Origin of the sequence: Pseudorhodoplanes sp. (assembly GCF_035565855.1) — a bacterium.
Classification (GTDB): Bacteria; Pseudomonadota; Alphaproteobacteria; order Rhizobiales; family Xanthobacteraceae; genus Pseudorhodoplanes.
The window spans coordinates 1-16649 of record NZ_DATMRX010000324.1; the positions used below are offsets into that span (position 1 = coordinate 1).

18 protein-coding genes are annotated in these 16649 nt (G+C 64.7%); 8 read left to right on the plus strand and 10 right to left on the minus strand.

Features of this window, described 5'->3' with window-relative positions; genetic code table 11:
- A partial coding sequence (locus VN004_RS18480; protein ID WP_325613167.1) for a VOC family protein occupies nucleotides 1-582 on the minus strand: 582 nt, incomplete at its 3' end.
- A 165-nt stretch (nucleotides 583-747) separates the two neighbouring features.
- On the opposite strand from VN004_RS18480, the gene VN004_RS18485 reads away from it, so the two are divergent.
- The 3 genes from VN004_RS18485 (at nucleotide 748) to VN004_RS18495 (ending at nucleotide 2994) form a co-directional block, all read left to right on the plus strand.
- On the plus strand, nucleotides 748-1650 hold the full coding sequence (locus VN004_RS18485; RefSeq protein WP_325613169.1) for an NAD(P)-dependent oxidoreductase: 903 nt from the start codon (nucleotides 748-750) through the stop codon (nucleotides 1648-1650).
- Between the two features lie 21 nt (nucleotides 1651-1671).
- Nucleotides 1672-2601, plus strand: a complete 930-nt coding sequence (locus VN004_RS18490) for a histone deacetylase family protein (protein ID WP_325613171.1) — start codon at nucleotides 1672-1674, stop codon at nucleotides 2599-2601.
- Nucleotides 2602-2742: 141 nt separating this feature from the next.
- Nucleotides 2743-2994 carry an exodeoxyribonuclease VII small subunit gene (locus VN004_RS18495; protein ID WP_325613174.1) on the plus strand — a complete coding sequence of 84 codons (252 nt, stop codon included), beginning with the start codon at nucleotides 2743-2745 and terminating at the stop codon, nucleotides 2992-2994.
- An 89-nt stretch (nucleotides 2995-3083) separates the two neighbouring features.
- On the opposite strand, the gene VN004_RS18500 is transcribed toward VN004_RS18495, so the two are convergent.
- The 3 genes from VN004_RS18500 to VN004_RS18510 all read right to left on the minus strand — a co-directional run bounded on the left by VN004_RS18500 (nucleotide 3084) and on the right by VN004_RS18510 (nucleotide 6051).
- Nucleotides 3084-3665, minus strand: a complete 582-nt coding sequence (locus tag VN004_RS18500) for a hypothetical protein (protein WP_325613176.1) — start codon at nucleotides 3663-3665, stop codon at nucleotides 3084-3086.
- A gap of 154 nt (nucleotides 3666-3819) precedes the next feature.
- Nucleotides 3820-4266 (minus strand): ester cyclase, encoded by a 447-nt coding sequence (locus VN004_RS18505; protein WP_325613178.1) that lies wholly within the window; start codon nucleotides 4264-4266, stop codon nucleotides 3820-3822.
- Between the two features lie 39 nt (nucleotides 4267-4305).
- Nucleotides 4306-6051: an ABC transporter ATP-binding protein/permease gene (locus VN004_RS18510; RefSeq protein ID WP_325613182.1), complete on the minus strand. Its 1746-nt coding sequence runs from the start codon at nucleotides 6049-6051 to the stop codon at nucleotides 4306-4308.
- Between the two features lie 250 nt (nucleotides 6052-6301).
- On the opposite strand from VN004_RS18510, the gene VN004_RS18515 reads away from it, so the two are divergent.
- A complete protein-coding gene (locus tag VN004_RS18515; RefSeq protein WP_414710348.1) occupies nucleotides 6302-7726 on the plus strand; it encodes an MATE family efflux transporter in 1425 nt (474 codons plus the stop codon).
- Between the two features lie 50 nt (nucleotides 7727-7776).
- On the opposite strand, the gene VN004_RS18520 is transcribed toward VN004_RS18515, so the two are convergent.
- The gene (locus tag VN004_RS18520; RefSeq protein WP_325613186.1) at nucleotides 7777-8193 is read right to left on the minus strand and encodes a hypothetical protein; all 417 of its coding nucleotides are present in this window, start codon (nucleotides 8191-8193) and stop codon (nucleotides 7777-7779) included.
- Between the two features lie 117 nt (nucleotides 8194-8310).
- Between VN004_RS18520 and VN004_RS18525 the strand changes: the two genes are divergently transcribed.
- Nucleotides 8311-9549: an RNA methyltransferase gene (locus VN004_RS18525; protein ID WP_325613189.1), complete on the plus strand. Its 1239-nt coding sequence runs from the start codon at nucleotides 8311-8313 to the stop codon at nucleotides 9547-9549.
- A 194-nt stretch (nucleotides 9550-9743) separates the two neighbouring features.
- Here VN004_RS18525 and VN004_RS18530 read toward each other — a convergent pair whose 3' ends face one another.
- From VN004_RS18530 to aroC, 3 genes are read right to left on the minus strand one after another with little or no spacing between them, the layout of a single operon-like run.
- Nucleotides 9744-10586 carry a DUF1194 domain-containing protein gene (locus tag VN004_RS18530; protein WP_414710349.1) on the minus strand — a complete coding sequence of 281 codons (843 nt, stop codon included), beginning with the start codon at nucleotides 10584-10586 and terminating at the stop codon, nucleotides 9744-9746.
- A gap of 60 nt (nucleotides 10587-10646) precedes the next feature.
- Nucleotides 10647-11738 carry a 3,4-dihydroxy-2-butanone-4-phosphate synthase gene (ribB, locus tag VN004_RS18535; protein WP_325613192.1) on the minus strand — a complete coding sequence of 364 codons (1092 nt, stop codon included), beginning with the start codon at nucleotides 11736-11738 and terminating at the stop codon, nucleotides 10647-10649.
- The gene (aroC, locus tag VN004_RS18540) at nucleotides 11738-12874 is read right to left on the minus strand and encodes a chorismate synthase (RefSeq protein WP_325613195.1); all 1137 of its coding nucleotides are present in this window, start codon (nucleotides 12872-12874) and stop codon (nucleotides 11738-11740) included. Before aroC ends, ribB begins: the two co-directional genes overlap by 1 nt.
- Nucleotides 12875-13214: 340 nt before the next feature.
- Between aroC and VN004_RS18545 the strand changes: the two genes are divergently transcribed.
- Nucleotides 13215-13628: a histone gene (locus VN004_RS18545; RefSeq protein ID WP_325613197.1), complete on the plus strand. Its 414-nt coding sequence runs from the start codon at nucleotides 13215-13217 to the stop codon at nucleotides 13626-13628.
- Between the two features lie 96 nt (nucleotides 13629-13724).
- Here the strand turns inward: VN004_RS18545 and fabI are convergent, their stop codons facing one another.
- Nucleotides 13725-14543, minus strand: coding sequence for an enoyl-ACP reductase FabI (gene fabI, locus VN004_RS18550; RefSeq protein ID WP_325613199.1), 819 nt, complete (start codon nucleotides 14541-14543; stop codon nucleotides 13725-13727).
- Between the two features lie 195 nt (nucleotides 14544-14738).
- Here fabI and VN004_RS18555 point away from each other — a divergent pair, with 195 nt between their 5' ends.
- Entirely contained in the window at nucleotides 14739-15230 is a 492-nt protein-coding gene (locus VN004_RS18555; RefSeq protein WP_325613201.1) for a sigma-70 family RNA polymerase sigma factor, read from the plus strand.
- A 15-nt stretch (nucleotides 15231-15245) separates the two neighbouring features.
- The gene (locus VN004_RS18560) at nucleotides 15246-16079 is read left to right on the plus strand and encodes an anti-sigma factor (protein ID WP_325613204.1); all 834 of its coding nucleotides are present in this window, start codon (nucleotides 15246-15248) and stop codon (nucleotides 16077-16079) included.
- Nucleotides 16080-16099: 20 nt separating this feature from the next.
- On the opposite strand, the gene VN004_RS18565 is transcribed toward VN004_RS18560, so the two are convergent.
- Nucleotides 16100-16649, minus strand: a 550-nt coding sequence (locus VN004_RS18565; RefSeq protein WP_325613208.1) for a DnaJ C-terminal domain-containing protein, incomplete at its 5' end; no start/stop codon positions are given.

Below are 16649 nucleotides of genomic sequence, written 5' to 3' on the forward strand. Positions count from 1 at the left end.
AACATGCACGATGTCGGAATCGGAGTCCGGAACCGGGTAATCGCGCACATGACGCATCAGCATCGCCTCGCGCAGCACGATATCGGTATGCATAGCGTCCGGGACCGACATGGTGATCGGGCCAAGCCCGCGGATCGGGCACGCGGCGGGGACCGGACTTTTCGCCCATGGATGCGACTCGCCCGCGCCGCCGTCGTCGATCAGGGACAACCGCTGCCCTTCCGGATCCTCGAAATCGAGGGTGAAGCGGCCGTCGCGCTCGCCGATGTCGCCGACCTTCACGCCGGCATCGGTCAGGCGCCGATGCCACCATTGCAGCGCGTCGTGTCCGGCGACCCGCAAGGCCGTGCGCGTGATCGTCTGATTGCCGCGGCGCTCCGGTCCGACCCGGAAGTCAAAGAACGTCAGGTCGCTGCCGGGCGACGCGATGCCGTCGCCATAGAACAGGTGATAGGCCGAGACGTCATCCTGATTGACCGTCTTCTTGATCAGCCGCATCCCCATCACCTGCGTATAGAAGCGCAGGTTGCCCGGCGCATCGGCCGAGACCGCGGTGAGATGGTGAATGCCGGTCAGTTGCATGGCGCCCTCGCAAGGTCCGGTGCGGGCGTTCGAGGAAACGCGCCCGCCGCTTGGCGGCATCACACATAAGCGCGCGGACCGAAAAGGAAACCCCCGGCTCGCCCCCGCGCCCACGTTGACTTGGCAGGCGGCAGGCTGTCCCATCGCGGCAAGCGGAGAACCGGCATGTCACTCAAGGGCAAGACTCTTTTCATCACCGGCGCATCGCGCGGCATCGGCCTCGCCATCGCGCTTCGCGCCGCGCGCGATGGCGCCAATATCGCGATTGCCGCAAAGACCGACCAGCCTCACCCGAAGCTGCCCGGCACGATCCATACCGCCGCGGCCGAGGTCGTGAAGGCGGGCGGGAAGGCGCTGCCGCTCGTGGTCGATGTGCGCGACGAGGAGCAGGTGAGATCCGCGCTCGCCCGCACCGCGGAGACATTCGGCGGCATCGATATCGTGGTGAACAATGCGAGCGCCGTGCAGCTGACTCCGGTCGAACAGACCGACATGAAGCGCTACGACCTGATGAACGGGGTCAATGCCCGCGGAACCTTCATGGTGTCGAAATTCGCCATTCCCTATCTGGAAAAGGCGGACAATCCGCACATCCTGATGAATTCTCCCCCGCTCGACATGAAGGAGAAATGGTTCGCGCCGCATACCGCCTACAGCATGGCGAAGTTCGGCATGAGCATGGTGGTGCTCGGCCTTGCCGGCGAGCTGCGCCCCAAGGGCATCGCGGTGAATGCGCTATGGCCGCGCGCGACCATCGCGACCAGCGCGATCCAGAACCTTCTCGGCGGCGACATGGTGATGCGGATGTCGCGAAAGCCGGAGATCATGGCGGACGCCGCCTATGCGATCTTCAACAAGAAGGCCGCGGATTTTACCGGCCACTTCCTGATCGACGACAACTTCCTGTATGCCGAGGGCGTGCGCGATTTCGAGCATTACCGTATCGATCCGACACAACCCTTGGCCGAGGTGTTCTTCACACCGAGCGAACCGCCCCCGCCTCCCGGCGTTGTCATTGACGCAAGGCGCGATATCCGTGACCTTGAAGGCTCGCGCGCCAAATCCTGACCTTTGGAATTGTCACCTGAAATGACGACGCTGCTGATCAGTCACCCGGCTTGCCTCGATCACCTGACGCCGCCCGGCCATCCGGAACGGCCGGACCGGCTGCGGGCGATCGACCGCGCGCTCGAAAACGAGAAGTTTGCCAATCTCGCGCGCGAACGGGCGCCGATGGCGGAGCTGGAGACGATCGCGCTGGCGCATCCCCGCGACTATGTCGAGGCGATCCGCGAGGCGGCACCGCGCGAGGGCATGGTCGCGCTCGACGGCGACACGTCGATGTCGAGCGGCTCCTTCGAAGCCGCTTTGCGCGCCGCGGGCGGCGCCGTGCTCGCAGTCGATGAGGTGATGGCCAAGAAATGCGCGAATGCCTTCGTCGCGACGCGTCCCCCCGGGCATCATGCCGAAAGCGTGCGGCCGATGGGCTTCTGCCTGTTCAACAATGTCGCCATCGCCGCGCGTTACGCGCAGAAGAAGCATAGCGTCACGCGCGTCGGTATCGTGGATTTCGACGTGCATCACGGCAACGGCACACAGGAGATTTTCTGGAGCGATCCGACGGTGATGTATTGTTCGACGCATCAGATGCCGCTCTATCCCGGCACCGGTGCGAAATCCGAACGCGGCGATCACGACACCATCGTCAATGCGCCGCTGCGCGCCGGGGACACCGGCGAGCAGTTTCGAGAGGCGATGGAGAGCACGATCCTGCCGCGGCTCGAGGCCTTCGGGCCGGATCTCGTCATCATCTCGTCGGGCTTCGATGCCCATATCCGCGACCCGCTGGCCAGCCTGAACTTCCTCGAAGCGGACTTTGCCTGGGCGACCAAGAAGCTGATGGACCTCGCCGACCGCAAGGCCGGCGGGCGGGTCATTTCGGTCCTCGAGGGCGGCTATGACCTGCAGGGCCTCGCCAATTCGGTCGATGCGCATGTGACGGCGCTGATGCGGGGGTAAATTCCCCCGCCTTTCCGGGAGAGCCGCGCCGCGGCGGAACCCGGAATCCATACACGCGGAGGTTATGGATTCCTGGCTCGCTTGCCTTCGGCAAGCGCCCCGGAATGACTATAGTAAGGCAGATTCGAAATCAGGACCGACATGGCCGAGAACAACCATTCCGACGTCTCAAGCATGCCCTTCGAGCGGGCGATCGATGAACTGGAATCGATCATCAAGCGTCTCGAGGAAGGCAAGGTGCCGCTTGCGGAATCGGTCGAGATCTACGAGCGCGGCGAAGCCCTGAAGCGCCGCTGCGAAGAATTGCTGAAGGCCGCGGAAGCGCGCGTCGAAAAGATCACGATCGGCGCCGACGGCAAGGCCAAGGGCACGACGCCGCTCGACGTGAAGTGACGGCGCTTGCCGTCATTGCCGGGCGTGACCCGGCAATCCATCAAACGAAAAGGGGTGGATGCGCGGGTCGCGCCCGCGCATGACCGCGGTTACTTCTTTTTGTAAACGATCAGCGTCTTGAAATCGGCGACGCGCTCGACCGGCTTCTCCTTCTCCCACACGGGAAGGATTTCGGCGGTGCGCTCGCTGCCCATCGAATTTCTGTAGAAGATCAGGTAACCGCCCGCGCGCGTCTTGTCGGTGAACAGGTCCAGCACCTGACGATCGGTCATGCCGCCATATTCGGGGCTGGCGGTGTTCGGAAAGAAGAACTCGCACAGATGCACCATTGTCACGATGTCGAATTCGGGCAAGAGGCGCGGGTTCGTGAGATAGATGTCGCCGAAATAGGCGATGTATGATTTCGCAACCGCCGAGTTGGTCGAGACCAGCTTGATATAGGCTTCGTATTCCTCGATCGAGGCCGTGATCGCGAGCACGGAATTCTTCGAGCCGTTGCGCGACTGCTCGATGCCGACGACATGGTGCGTGCCGGTGCCGAAATGGAAAATGGTCTTGTTCTTCAGGCCCTGGTCCGCGACCCATTCATTGAAATGGACGTCGCAGGGACACACATCCTCGTGCAGGTCCCATTTATCGGTCCAGTAATTCATCGCTAGGCTGGCAGTCATAGACCCTCCGGAACAAGGCAAAGCGCGACGCGCAAGGCATTTCAACAATCAGGCGAAACCGCGTGGCGGCACGTTAGCATACGGTGCCCGGATTATGCGCGAAAGCCGGATCATGCGCGAAAGTATGGAGCTTCGGCGGCAATCCCTAAGGAGCTCACATCCCCGGTATCGCTCCGACCACGCCCAATTGCTGCAGCAGCCCAAGCGCGTCGTATTGAACCCAGGACTGCACGATCCGTCCGTCCCGGATCCGGTTCACATCGATGCCGGTATAGGTGATGCTGCGCCCGGTGGGAGCCACGCCAAGGAATGTGCCGAGATGGGTGCCGCGGGCGGAGAATCTGGCCATCACCAGATCGCCCTCCGCGATCTCGTCTTCGACGGTGTAAGTCAGGTCGGGGAATGCGGTCCGGAACATTGTGACCGCCTGCTTGATGCCGGCGGCGCCCCGCACCTCGCCAGCCTCCGGCCCCTTGCCGACGTGATCGACGTAATCCGGCGCATAATACGCGTCCGCGATGTCCAGCCGTCCCTTGCCCCACATGTCCTCAAGGACCAATCGGCCAATCCGCTTGTTCACTGCGATCGTCGCTTCATCCATGTCGACATCACCCTGCTGACTATTCGGTTTCCGCCAAATTCATGCCGGCAGGGTTGCGAGCGCCGCGCTTGGGCGCACGGCGCCGGCTTCGTCCCGGATCAACTCCACCGCCTTCGGATGATACTCGCGCAGCACCTCTCGCCGGTCGATGGTCAGCACCACCGCTCCGGGAAGCTTGTCGAGCAGGATCTTGTAGAGTTCGCGCCCCGAGACATCCGAAAGCGCCGCCACCGGCTCGTCGAACAAAAGCACGGCCGGCTTTCGGATCAGCGCGCGGGCAATGCCGACCCGCTGTTGCTCGCCGCCTGACAGAAGCACGCTCCAGTCGGCCTCCTCATCGAGACGGTTCACGAGATGTGACAGCCCGACGGTCTGAAGCGCCGAGATGATCTCCGTCTCGGGAACGGTGTCGTCCGGCCTCGGATAGGCGACCGCGGTGCGCAGCGTGCCGAGCGGAAAATAGGGCCGCTGCGGCATCACCAGGACTTCGCTGTCCTTCGGGAAATCGGCCCGCCCTGCACCCGCCGGCCACAGCCCCGCGAGTGCCCGGAACAAGGTGGATTTGCCCGACCCCGAGGGACCCGTGATCATCAGACGCTCGCCACGCCGCAGCGCCATCGCCGGCAAACCCGAAATCTCCGAACCATCCGGCAGGCGGATGGTGAGGCCTGTGAGCCGCACGTCACCATCGCTGTCACGCCGCACCACAATCGTGCCTTTGGTCTCGGCCCGGCTTTCGTCGACCATCACCATGGCATCCTCGAAGCCGGCGAGACGGTCGACCATCGCCTTCCACTCCGCGATCTTGGGATAGGAGCTGATGCAGAAGGCGAACGCGCCTTCCACCCGGTTGAAGGCGAGCGCCGCCTGCATCAGAGAGCCGAGCGGGATCGCCCCGACGAGATAAGCCGGGGCGGTCATCAGCACTGGCACCACGGTCGAGGCCTGTCCGTAGCCCGCGACGAATCCGACGAGGCGCGTTTGCGTGGCGACGAGCCGCGTCCAGTTGGTCACGAGATTGGTGAAGCGGTGATAAAGGTCCGCGCGCTCGACCGGCTCGCCCTGCATCAGCGCAATCGGCTCGGAATGATCGGCCGCGCGCACGATGGCGAAACGGAAATCGGATTCGAAACGCTGCTGGTTGAAGTTGAGCGGGATCAGCCGCCAGCCGATCAGATGCGCGATCAGGGTGCCGAGCCCGGCATAAAGCAGCGCGGCCCAGATCAGCCATCCGGGAATGGTGCCGCCGGATAATCCCGGCACCGGCGTCGCTGCCGACAGACCCCAGAGGATATAGGCAAACGAGGCCAGCGCGACGATGCTGCCGAGGAGGCCCGTCGCGATCTCATGGGTACGCTGGATGAAAAGATAAACGTCGCTGGCGATACGCAGATGGATGTTGTCGACCTCGGGCGCCACGACGCGCACGCGATAATGCCGGCCTTTCGCCATCCACACCGACACATAATTGGCGGTGAGCCAGCGCCGCCAGCGGATCTGCAGCGTCTGGCCGAAGTAATATTGCGCGGCGCCCGCGCCTATCGCGGCCAAGACAATGAAGCCAAAAAAAATCAGTTCGGCATGGAAGGCGTCCCAGTCGCGCTGCTCGAGTGCATTGAAGAAACGCGCATTCCAGTTGACGGCCGCGACCGCGACATAAACGAGCGCGAGTTCCGCGCCGATGACCGCGAGCAACAGAAGGCGCGCCGTCCAGCGTTCCTCGGAACGGAAATACGGCAAGGCGAGCCGCAGGAAGGTGCGCAGGGCGAGGACAATCTTGTCCATCGGCAATCCTCGTTTCCGCCTGCACCAAGGCAGGCTCTCGTTACGACGTGACGGTGACGCCCCGAACGCGTAAGCTCCTGGCCGCGTATTCACGCCGCCGCCGCCATTCATCACCTGAAAGAATGGAAGCGGGCCGATTTCCAACACTTTTGGCCATTATCGGCGCCGTCATGCAAGCTTCGCGTTGAGTCGAAAGACCGCACCTGCGAGAGGCCTTGCGTGCCGTAGTTTCCGACCGGCCAGACCAGCAATGACAATGGAAGATACCCTGACCGCCGGGGACACTGCCTCCGGCGCAACGCCATCCCGCTGGCGCACCGAACTGATCGAGACGCTGCGGCTGGCCTGGCCGATCGCGCTCACGCAGCTTGGCCAGATCGCGATGATGACCACGGACCTCGCGCTGCTCGGGCGGCTCGGGGATCACGTGGTCGCGGCCTCGGCGCTCGGCCACACCGTGTTGTTCGCGGTGTTTGTGCTCGGGATGGGTCTCGTCTCCGCGGTCGCCCCGCTCGCCGCGCAGGCGTTCGGCGCGCGCGATCCGCGCATGGTGCGGCGGGCCCTGCGGGTCGGATTGTGGGCGGCGACCTTGTTCGGCATCCCGCTCAGCGCGGTTGGACTATTCGGCCAGGAGATCCTGATGGCCCTCGGCCAGACCGAGGAAGCGGCGACGCTCGCCGCGCGCTATCTCCTTGGCTTGATCTGGTGCCTCGTTCCGGCCTGGTGGTTCATCGCGCTGCGCGGATTCATGGGCGCGGTAAACCGGCCCGAGCCCGGATTGTGGATCACCCTTGCTGCAATCCCCGCCAATGCCGGCCTCGCCTATTCTTTGATCTACGGCGCGTTCGGATTGCCTCGGCTCGATCTCCTCGGCGCCGGGATCGCGACCACCACCGTCAATCTCGGCATGTGCGCGGCGGCGATCTGGGTCTGTTACGCAATGCGCCCGTTCAGGAAATTTCAGGTCATGGGCCGCGTCTGGCGGCCCGACTGGCCGCTCTTCCGGAAGCTCCTCGTGATCGGCGCGCCGATCTCGGGAATATTCGCGCTGGAATATGGCATCTTCGCCGCGGCCGGCCTGATGATGGGCTGGATCTCGGTCACCGCGCTCGCGGCGCATCAGATCGCCCTGCAGATCGCCTCGATCATGTTCATGGTCCCGTTCGGCATCTCGATGGCCGCGACGGTGCGGGTCGGGCATGCGGTCGGGCGGCGCGACAGCGCCGGCACCCGCAGCGCGGGTTTCGTGGCCATATGGCTCGGCGTGATCTTCATGTTCGCCATGACGCTCCTCGTCATCGCGACTCGCGAGATGCTGCCCATCCTGTTCCTCGGCTCGGTGACCAGCGAGAACGCGCCGACCGCCATTCTCGCCGCGACGCTGATGGTGGTCGGCGCAAGCTTCTTCATCTGCGACGGCGTGCAGTCGATCGCGGCGGGCGCGCTGCGCGGACTGAACGACACCCGCGTGCCGCTGCTGTTCTCGTTCATCTGCTTCTGGCTGATCGGATTCAGCGCCTGCTACGCACTCGGCTTCACCCTGAAATACGGCGCGCTCGGCGTCTGGATCGGGCTGTCGCTGTCGGTGATCATCTATGCGGTCATGCTGGTGGCGCGTTTCCACATCCTGACCAGCCGCGGCTATATGCCGGAGGTGCCGGGCGCGGCGCATTGAACGCATTGCCGGAGGCGGCGTCGCGTGCACATGCCGCGTTCTCCGGGGCGTCAGGACCGGTTGGCCGGGGATTTCGACCTTTTCGCATAGATGAGGCCGATCACCACAGCCGCCAGAACCACGGCCCAGAACACAAGGCCGTAGCCATGGCCCTCCGCGTACAGTCCGAGCGCCAGCACGCCGACGCCGCCGAGCACCGCTCCGATGATTTTCAGCTGACCGGGTCGCCCCATGAACGACCGCCAGGCGCACCACGTCGCGAGCGCAAGGATCGGAAAGATGAAGACGAGATCGACGCGGATGTTGCATTTGTCGTCGCACAACACGCCGGTCGCGATCAGATATTCCCAATAGGCGTAAAGCGCCCACAGGATGCCCGACAGGAACACGGCTGCGCGCGGCCGCTGCACCATGGCCACGAGGTGAAGCGCGGCGATCAGTCCGGCCACGGTCGCGAATGCGGTCATCGCTGTTTCCCTGGCGGCCTGCATTAAAGGCCGCGCAACGGCAACCTAGCACGGCACTGCCCTGCGCTCGACGGAGCAACCTTGCCCTCGCCCGCAAAAGCCGGGCATGACAGGCGCATGGTCGACCGGCTCATCATCACGGATATCGGGCATCGCGGTGACGGCGTCGCGCCGACGCCCGACGGTCCCGTTTTCGTGCCCTATACTTTGCCGGGCGAAACCGTCGATGCCGACGCGGTACAGGGCCATCCCGACCGGCGGCATCTGCTGCACGTCGTCGAGGCGTCGCCCGATCGGGTCGCGCCGTTCTGTCCGCATTTCGGTGTGTGCGGCGGCTGCGCGATCCAGCATTGGGCGGAGCCGCGTTACCGCGCGTGGAAGCGCGACCTCGTGGTGTCGGCGCTGTCGCAGGCCGGCGTCGATGCACAGGTCGGCGACCTGATCGACGCCCATGGCGAGGGCCGAAGGCGCGCGGTGCTGCATGCGCGGCAGGGCACGAAAGAGATCGTCGAGGTCGGCTTCTCGGCCTTGCGCGCGCATACGCTCGTTCCGATCGACCGCTGCCCGGTGCTGGCGCCCGGCATGGCCGTCGCCATCGATGCCGCCTGGGCGATCGCCGATGTGCTCGGGCCGCTGAAGAAGCCGCTCGATATTCATGTCACCGCAACACTGAACGGGCTCGACATCGATGTCCGCGGTTCGGGACCGCTCGATCAGGCGCGTGCGAGTGCGCTGGCGCGTGTCGCAGCCTCCGGCCGGATTGCGCGGATCACGCGCCACGGCGAGATGATCGCGCAGATCGCGCCCCCGCTCGTGCAGATGGGCAAGGCGAAGGTGACACTGCCGCCCGGTCCGTTCCTGCAGGCGACGGCGCTGGGCGAGCAAACGCTCGCGGAGCTCGTCCTCGACCATGTCGGCAATGCGAAATCCGCGCTCGACCTGTTTTGCGGGCTCGGTCCATTCTCGCTGCGGCTTGCCGAACGCATCCGCGTCACCGCAATCGACAGCGACCAGGCCGCCATCGAGGCATTGGCGCGGGCGGCACAGGCGACGCCCGGCCTGAAACAGGTGACGGCGCTGCGGCGCGATCTCTTCAGGCTGCCGCGGCCGGCCATGGATCTTGTACCGTTCGAGGCCGTCGTCTTCGATCCGCCGCGTCAGGGGGCTGAAGCGCAGGCGCGTGAGATCGCGAAGAGCAAGGTGAAGACCGTGGTCGCGGTCTCCTGTAATGCCGGCACCTTCGCCCGCGACGCCGCGATCCTGATGGCGGGTGGCTACAAGCTTTCGCGTGTCACGCCGGTCGATCAGTTCAAATACACCGCGCATGTGGAGATCGTGGCGCGGTTCGCGCGGTGATGGTCTCGTGTCCCGAGCGCGGCGCAGCGCGAGCGTTTTGCGAAGCGGTGCGCTGCAGAACCGGGACCCATAGCGCAGGCGATCGGCATGCCCCGATCGACATTTCCCGATTGACATGGACGCCGGCCACATGGGCCCCGGCTCTGCGGTGCATCACTTCGTGCTGCACCGCGTCCGGGGCACGAGGCCGTAGCTCAATTCCCCCAGCGCTCCTGCCAGATGCGTTCGCCGATCGTGCAGGGCACGCGCGGGTTGGCGGCCGCGGCCTTGATGACGGGACTGCCCGGCGTCAGCGCCGCGATTTCCAGCACCAGTTTCGTCCGGATCGCCTCGACGAACTTGTCGCGATCCTTGACCGGTACGACGAAGGCTGACGGACCGCCGATCACGCAATCCTCGTAATATTCGTCGAGCAATTCGATATCCATCGTCGCGTAGCTCGGCCGCTTCAGCATGATCGGCAGGCCGTTGATGGTGATGCCCCGCGACAGCACCTCATCACGTGCCGCCGTCACGATCTGACCGCTGTTGTTTGCGCCGTCGCCGGACACATCGATCACCCGGCGGATGCCGCGCTGGCCGCTGGTTTCGAACAAGGCAGCTCCGAACAACAGCGCGCCGGAAATCGAGGTGCGGGCGGCGCGGCGGATCGGCGACGCGAGAATTTCGTTGGCGACCGAACCCGCGCCTTCCGGGCCATCGACGATGCGCCACGGCACGATGACGCGCTGTTCGCTCGAGCCGGCCCATTCGAAATAGGTGACGGCGACCTTGCCGTGAATCCCCTGGCGCAAGGCGTTGAGGAATTCAGGCGACGTCAGCGCCTTGGCATAACCCTCACGCTGCAGGGCGAGCTCTTCCGGATCCATCGAATAGGAGATGTCGACCGCGAGCACGAGCTCGACATCGACGGTCGTGGTCTGCTGATGCGCGCCGCCGCGCGCAGCGGGCGCAGCGTCAGGCCGCATCGCGCTGGCCGTCAGGAGCGCGGCAGCGACGACAGCCAGGATTGCGGTGGAAGCCGGTCTGCGCAGCATCGCCATCTCCGCCATCGGCGGAAATGGTGACACGCCCGCAGCCTGCGGGAAAGCGCCGGTTCAGCCGTCCACCGCTTCTGTGGACACAATCTCGATACCGAAGCCGCCGAGACCCACATAGGTGAACTTTTTCGAGGTCACGAGCCGGATCGAGCTGATCCCGAGATCCTTCAGGATCTGGGCGCCGAGGCCGATCTCGCGCCATTGCCGGATGCGGGCCGCCTCGGATTCGGTCTCGCCGTTGCTCGGGATCGCGGTCACCGGAACACCGGCGGTGCCGTCGCGCAGATAGACGATGACGCCCCGGCCTTCCTCCTTGAAGCGCTGCAGCACCCCGTTGATGGTCTTGGCGCCGCCGAACACATCGCCGATCACGTCGGCCCGATGCAGACGGGTCAGGATGTCATGGCCCTCGCCCAGCCGCCCATAGACGAAAGCCATGTGATGGGTCGCATCGAAGGGCGTCACATAGGCATAGCCCTGCAGCGGGCCGATCGGCGAGGCCACCGGGAATTCGCCGACCCGCTGCACGAGCTTTTCGCGGGCCTGCCGGTAGGCGATGAGATCGGCAATCGACAGCCGCTTGAGCCCGTGCTTGTCCGCGAACTCGGCGACCTGCCGCCCGCGCATGACGGTGCCGTCGTCATTCATCAATTCGGAGAGGACGCCGACCTCGGGAACGCCGGCCAACTTGCACAGATCGATGCAGGCTTCGGTATGGCCGGACCGCATCAGCACCCCGCCGTCGCGCGCCACGAGAGGAAACACATGGCCGGGCCGCACGAAGTCGCCGGCGCCGCTATTGCCGTTGGCGAGCGCGCGCACGGTATTGGTGCGCTCCTCGGCCGAGATGCCGGTCGTCAGCCCGTGCTTGACGTCCACCGACACCGTGAAGGCGGTCGCGAGCGGGGCGTCGTTGCGGGACACCATCGGCTCCAGATGCAGCCGCTTGGCGTCTTCGGCCGAAAGCGGCGCGCAGACGATGCCCGAGGTGTGGCGAATGATGAATCCCATCTTCTCGGGGGTGCAGAGCGAGGCGGCGACGAAAAGATCGCCTTCATTCTCCCGATCGTCGTCGTCGGTGACGACAATGATTTCGCCGCGAGCGAATGCCGCGATGGCCTGGTCGATGCGCTGATGAGTGTCGAGCATTATGATCCTGTCGGGCGGTCCGGAAGCGGGAATGGCCAGGACGGCCCCTCACCCACCTGACCTCGGTGGCGCAGATAATGATCCGCCAGCACACATGCCATCATGGCCTCGCCGACGGGAACCGCGCGGATGCCGACGCAGGGGTCATGGCGGCCCTTGGTCACGATCTCGCTGTCGCGGCCGTATCGGTCGACGGTCTGGCGGGGTTGAAGGATGGATGAGGTCGGCTTGACGGCAAAGCGCGCCACGATGGGCTGACCGGTGGAGATGCCGCCGAGAATGCCGCCGGCATGATTGGACAGGAAGACCGGCCGGCCGTCATTGCCCATCCGCATCTCGTCGGCATTGTCTTCGCCGGAGAGTTCCGCCGCGGCAAAGCCATCGCCGATTTCGACGCCCTTGACGGCGTTGATGCCCATCAGCGCCGCGGCGAGGTCGGAATCCAGCTTGCCGTAGATCGGCGCCCCGAGGCCGGCCGGCACGCCGTCCGCGACGACCTCGATCACGGCGCCGACGGACGAGCCGGATTTGCGCACCCCGTCGAGATAGCCGGCCCAGGCTTCCGCGGCCTTCGCATCGGGGCAGAAGAACGGATTGCGCGACACCTCGTTCCAGTCCCAGCGCGCGCGATCGACTTCGTGCGGGCCCATCTTCACCATCGCCCCGCGAATGGTGACGCCCGGAAGGATCTTGCGGGCCACCGCACCGGCTGCGACGCGCGACGCGGTTTCGCGGGCGGAGGCGCGGCCGCCGCCGCGATAATCGTGAAATCCGTATTTGACGTCGTAGGTATAGCCCGCGTGCCCCGGGCGATACTTGGCCTTGATGTCGGAATAGTCCTTGGAGCGCTGGTCGACATTCTCGATCAGCAGCGCGATCGGCGTGCCGGTCGTCATTTCCATACCGGTCGCTTCGTCGGTGAACACGCCGGAGAGAATACGCACCGCGTCCGGCTCCTGGCGCTGCGTGGTGAAGCGCGATTGTCCCGGCCGTCTGCGATCGAGATCGCCCTGGATATCAGCGGCGCTCAGCGGAATCCGCGGCGGACAGCCGTCGACGACGCAGCCGATGGCCGGCCCGTGACTCTCGCCAAAGGTGGTCACGCGAAACAGATGGCCGAAGGTGTTGAACGACATGGGGCGTTTTTTGGGATGATGCGCGGTGTCGTAGCCCGCAGGCTACGGCGGGTCAAATGAGACCGGCCGTACCGGCAGGCCGGCCGGTGCGGCTGCGGACGTGCCCCGCATGGCGGCGAAGCCAGCGCGCGCCGTGAATGCACATTCAGGGCCCTGAACGCTCATTAATGGCAAACTGAATGCCCGTTAAGTTACTGATTTTCTTGCAGTTTTTTTGATTTTTCATTTGCGGGGCGGAGTCTTTTCTGAGAAGAATTGCAGCGGTTCGGGAGGAGCGCACCATCGGTTTTTCACCGAGTCCGCTCGCACCGGGATGAATGACCAAACAAGGACACCACACATGCGCAAATTGATCGCCGTCATAGCTGCGATCGGCTTCATCGGGTCGACGACCCTGTCGCCGGTGATCGCGGCTCAGGCGACGCCGGGCGTTGCGAAGAGCGACGAATTCTCGGCCGCCGCCAAGAAGAAAGGCAAGAAGGCGAAGAAGTCCAAGAAGGCCGAACTGATCGCGACCGACGTCTCCGCCGCCGCCAAGAAGAAGGGCAAGAAGGCGAAGAAGTCCAAGAAGGCCGAGCTGATCGCGACCGACGTCTCCGCCGCTGCCAAGAAGAAGGGCAAGAAGGCGAAGAAGTCCAAGAAGGCCGAGCTGACCAACGTCGTCGACTTCTCCGCTGCCGCGAAGAAGAAAGGCAAGAAGGCGAAGAAGTCCAAGAAGGCCGAGAACGTGATCCTGTACCGGATCGCCGCCTGATCGCAGCCTCTTCGTTTCGGTTGACCGAAGCGGCCGGACCAAGGTCCGGCCGTTTCCTTTTTGCAGATCGACGGTCGTGAAATTCGATGCGGCGCGCTACGGCTCGCCCACCGTCAGGTCGGGTGCATCGGGATGCTTGATCCCGACGACGTGATAGCCGGCATCGACATGATGAATCTCGCCGGTCACGCCGCGTGACATGTCGGACAGGAAATACGCGGCCGCATCGCCCACCTCGTCGAGCGTAACGTTACGGCGCAGCGGCGTATTGTATTCGTTCCATTTCAGGATGTACCGGAAGTCGCCGATGCCAGACGCCGCGAGCGTCTTGAGCGGGCCGGCCGAGATCGCGTTGACGCGGATATTCTTCACGCCGAGATCGGCGGCGAGATAGCGCACCGAACTTTCCAGCGCCGCCTTCGCAAGCCCCATCACATTATAATGCGGCATCCATTTCTCGGCGCCGTAATAGGTCAGCGTCAGCATCGATCCGCCATTCGTCATCAGCTTCTCGGCGCGCTGCGCGATGGCCGTGAACGAATAGCAGGAGATCAGCATCGTCTTGACGAAATTGTCCTCGGTGGTGTCGATGTAGCGGCCATCGAGCTGGTCCTTGTCGGAAAACGCGATGGCATGGACCACGAAATCGAGGCCGCCCCAGGCGCTACGGACCGCGTCGAAGACGGCGTCGATGGTCTTGGGCTCCGACACGTCGCAATGGCCGACCACGATGCCGTCGACCTCCTCGGCCAGCGGCTCGACCCGCTTCTTCAGCGCGTCGCCCTGGTAGGTAAACGCCAGGTCCGCTCCGTGATTGCGGCATGCCCGGGCGATCCCCCAGGCGATCGACCGGTTGTTTGCCACCCCCATGATCAGCCCGCGCTTGCCGCGCATGAGGCCAGAGCCGTCCGCCATCACTGTTCCTTCTAAGGCACTCTCAGTGCATTCCCTTGTGGCATAGGGTATTCTGGCCATCAAGAACCGGCCCGTCCGGAAGAATGGCGGCCTGCTTTTCGGAATATCGAATACCGGACAGGTGTTCGCTCCGTGATGTCCGCCCGTGCGCGGCGCCTTGGCCGCGAAGGTTTCGTCACCGGGACAGTGAGAACGATGAGCAGTTTTCGGCACGATGTGGAGGCGAATGTCCCCGCTTTGCGGCGCTATGCGCGGGCTTTGACCCGCGATGCGGAACTCGCCGATGACCTCGTCCAGGACACGCTGGTGCGCGCCCTGCGGTCGGAACACCTGTTCCATGGCGGCGAGATCAGGTCCTGGCTCTTTACGATTCTCACCAATTTGAACAGAAACCGGCTCCGCTCCCTGGCGCGGCGGCCGATGACCGCGACGCTCGAGGACAACGACGCTCCGGATTCGGCCGGTCCCGAGGCCGGGGGCCGCGACATCGAGCGCGCGCTCGATCTTCTGGTCGACGACCAGCGACAGGCGCTCCTTCTGGTGGTGCTCGAAGGACTGTCCTATCGCGAAGTCGCGGATATCCAGGGCGTGCCCATCGGCACGGTCATGTCACGGCTCGCGCGCGCCCGTGCGCAGATCAAGGTCTATCTCGACGGCGAGCGTCCGGCGCTCCGCCGCGTGAAATAGACGAGAGGTGCAATGATGGTCGATCGGACATCACCGGTCACCGAAGACGAACTTCACGCGTATGTCGACGGCGAGTTGCCGGTCGATCGCCGCGCTGCGGTTGAAGCCTGGCTGATGTCGCATCCGGAGGATGCGGCGCGCGTTTCCGCGTGGCGTCTCCAGGCCGATGCAATCCGCGCGCGCTTTGGCAATACCGTCAACGAAACGGTTCCCGCGCGTCTGAACATCGAGACGCTGCTGCGCTCCGGCCGCAACTGGCGCGCGATCGCCGCGGCGATCGTTGCTGTCGCGTTCCTCGTCGGCGGCATCGCGGGCTGGATGGCGCGCAGTACCACCGAGGTGGTCGCAGCGGTCGGCGATCCCGCGGACGATCTCGCGCAACGGGCGCTTGCCGCGCACAAGCTCTATATCAGCGAGATTCGTCATCCGGTTGAGGTCGGCGCCGCGGAAAGCCATCTGACGCCGTGGCTGTCGCGACGGGTCGGGACGCAATTGCGGTTTCCGGATTTCGCGGCCTTCGACCTGAAGCTTCTCGGCGGCCGCCTGTTGCCGGGCGAATCCGGACCCGCGGCGCTGCTGATGTACGAAAACGGCAGCGGTGACCGGATCACCTTCTACATTTCGAAGCTGGAGCAGCCGCAGACCTCGTTCCGCTATTACACCTCGGACAATGTCGCGGCGATCCGCTGGGTGGTGAGCGACTACGGCTACGTGGTCGCGGGCCCGGCGGACAAGATGCGCCTCAAGGAGCTGGCGCGTGCCGCCTTCGAACAACTCGAGAACCGGGCACCACCGCCGCCACAGAACAGATCGTCCGCGGACCCGGCGGTCAGCCGCAAGGGCGGCTGACGCGTCTTCATTCGCGCGCGTTACCCGAGATTGCGGCGAGGATCGTAGGGCTTCTCCTCCCGCCATTTGCGCATCAGCTCTTCGAGCTCGGCATCCGGCGCGTCGGGAAGGACGATGCGGATTGTGGCGAGGAGATCGCCCGAACCGCTCTTGTCCGGGAGGCCCTTGCCGCGCAGACGGAAGGTGCGTCCGCCACCGGTATTGGCGGGGATGTTGAGCTCCACCGCGCCGTCGAGCGTCGGCACGCGCACTTTTCCACCGAGCACCGCCTCGTAAAGCGAGATCGGCAATTCCAGCCGGATATTCGAGCCATCGCGTTCGAAATACGGGTGCTTGGCAATGTGCACCGTGATGATCGCGTCACCGGGCGGGCCGCCATCGGAGAACCCCTGGCCCTTCAGCCGGATCTGCTGGCCGTCCGACAACCCTGCGGGAATCTTGACGTCGACTTCCTTGCCGGTCGGCAGATAGACCCGCCGGGAGCCGCCATGGGCGAGGTCGGACAATGTGATCGTGGTCGATGCCGTCGCGTCGCGACCGGGAGGCGGGGCGAATTCTTCCGGCTCGAAG

Excerpts from the sequence above, each read along its gene's own strand:
- VN004_RS18485 (WP_325613169.1), top strand. The coding sequence starts at position 748 with ATGTCACTCAAGGGCAAGACTCTTTTCATCACCGGCGCATCGCGCGGC.
- VN004_RS18490 (WP_325613171.1), top strand. The coding sequence starts at position 1,672 with ATGACGACGCTGCTGATCAGTCACCCGGCTTGCCTCGATCACCTGACG.
- VN004_RS18495 (WP_325613174.1), top strand. The coding sequence starts at position 2,743 with ATGGCCGAGAACAACCATTCCGACGTCTCAAGCATGCCCTTCGAGCGG.
- VN004_RS18500 (WP_325613176.1), bottom strand. The coding sequence starts at position 3,665 with ATGACTGCCAGCCTAGCGATGAATTACTGGACCGATAAATGGGACCTG.
- VN004_RS18505 (WP_325613178.1), bottom strand. The coding sequence starts at position 4,266 with ATGGATGAAGCGACGATCGCAGTGAACAAGCGGATTGGCCGATTGGTC.
- VN004_RS18510 (WP_325613182.1), bottom strand. The coding sequence starts at position 6,051 with ATGGACAAGATTGTCCTCGCCCTGCGCACCTTCCTGCGGCTCGCCTTG.
- VN004_RS18515 (WP_414710348.1), top strand. The coding sequence starts at position 6,302 with ATGACAATGGAAGATACCCTGACCGCCGGGGACACTGCCTCCGGCGCA.
- VN004_RS18520 (WP_325613186.1), bottom strand. The coding sequence starts at position 8,193 with ATGACCGCATTCGCGACCGTGGCCGGACTGATCGCCGCGCTTCACCTC.
- VN004_RS18525 (WP_325613189.1), top strand. The coding sequence starts at position 8,311 with ATGGTCGACCGGCTCATCATCACGGATATCGGGCATCGCGGTGACGGC.
- VN004_RS18530 (WP_414710349.1), bottom strand. The coding sequence starts at position 10,586 with ATGCTGCGCAGACCGGCTTCCACCGCAATCCTGGCTGTCGTCGCTGCC.
- ribB (WP_325613192.1), bottom strand. The coding sequence starts at position 11,738 with ATGCTCGACACTCATCAGCGCATCGACCAGGCCATCGCGGCATTCGCT.
- aroC (WP_325613195.1), bottom strand. The coding sequence starts at position 12,874 with ATGTCGTTCAACACCTTCGGCCATCTGTTTCGCGTGACCACCTTTGGC.
- VN004_RS18545 (WP_325613197.1), top strand. The coding sequence starts at position 13,215 with ATGCGCAAATTGATCGCCGTCATAGCTGCGATCGGCTTCATCGGGTCG.
- fabI (WP_325613199.1), bottom strand. The coding sequence starts at position 14,543 with ATGGCGGACGGCTCTGGCCTCATGCGCGGCAAGCGCGGGCTGATCATG.
- VN004_RS18555 (WP_325613201.1), top strand. The coding sequence starts at position 14,739 with ATGAGCAGTTTTCGGCACGATGTGGAGGCGAATGTCCCCGCTTTGCGG.
- VN004_RS18560 (WP_325613204.1), top strand. The coding sequence starts at position 15,246 with ATGGTCGATCGGACATCACCGGTCACCGAAGACGAACTTCACGCGTAT.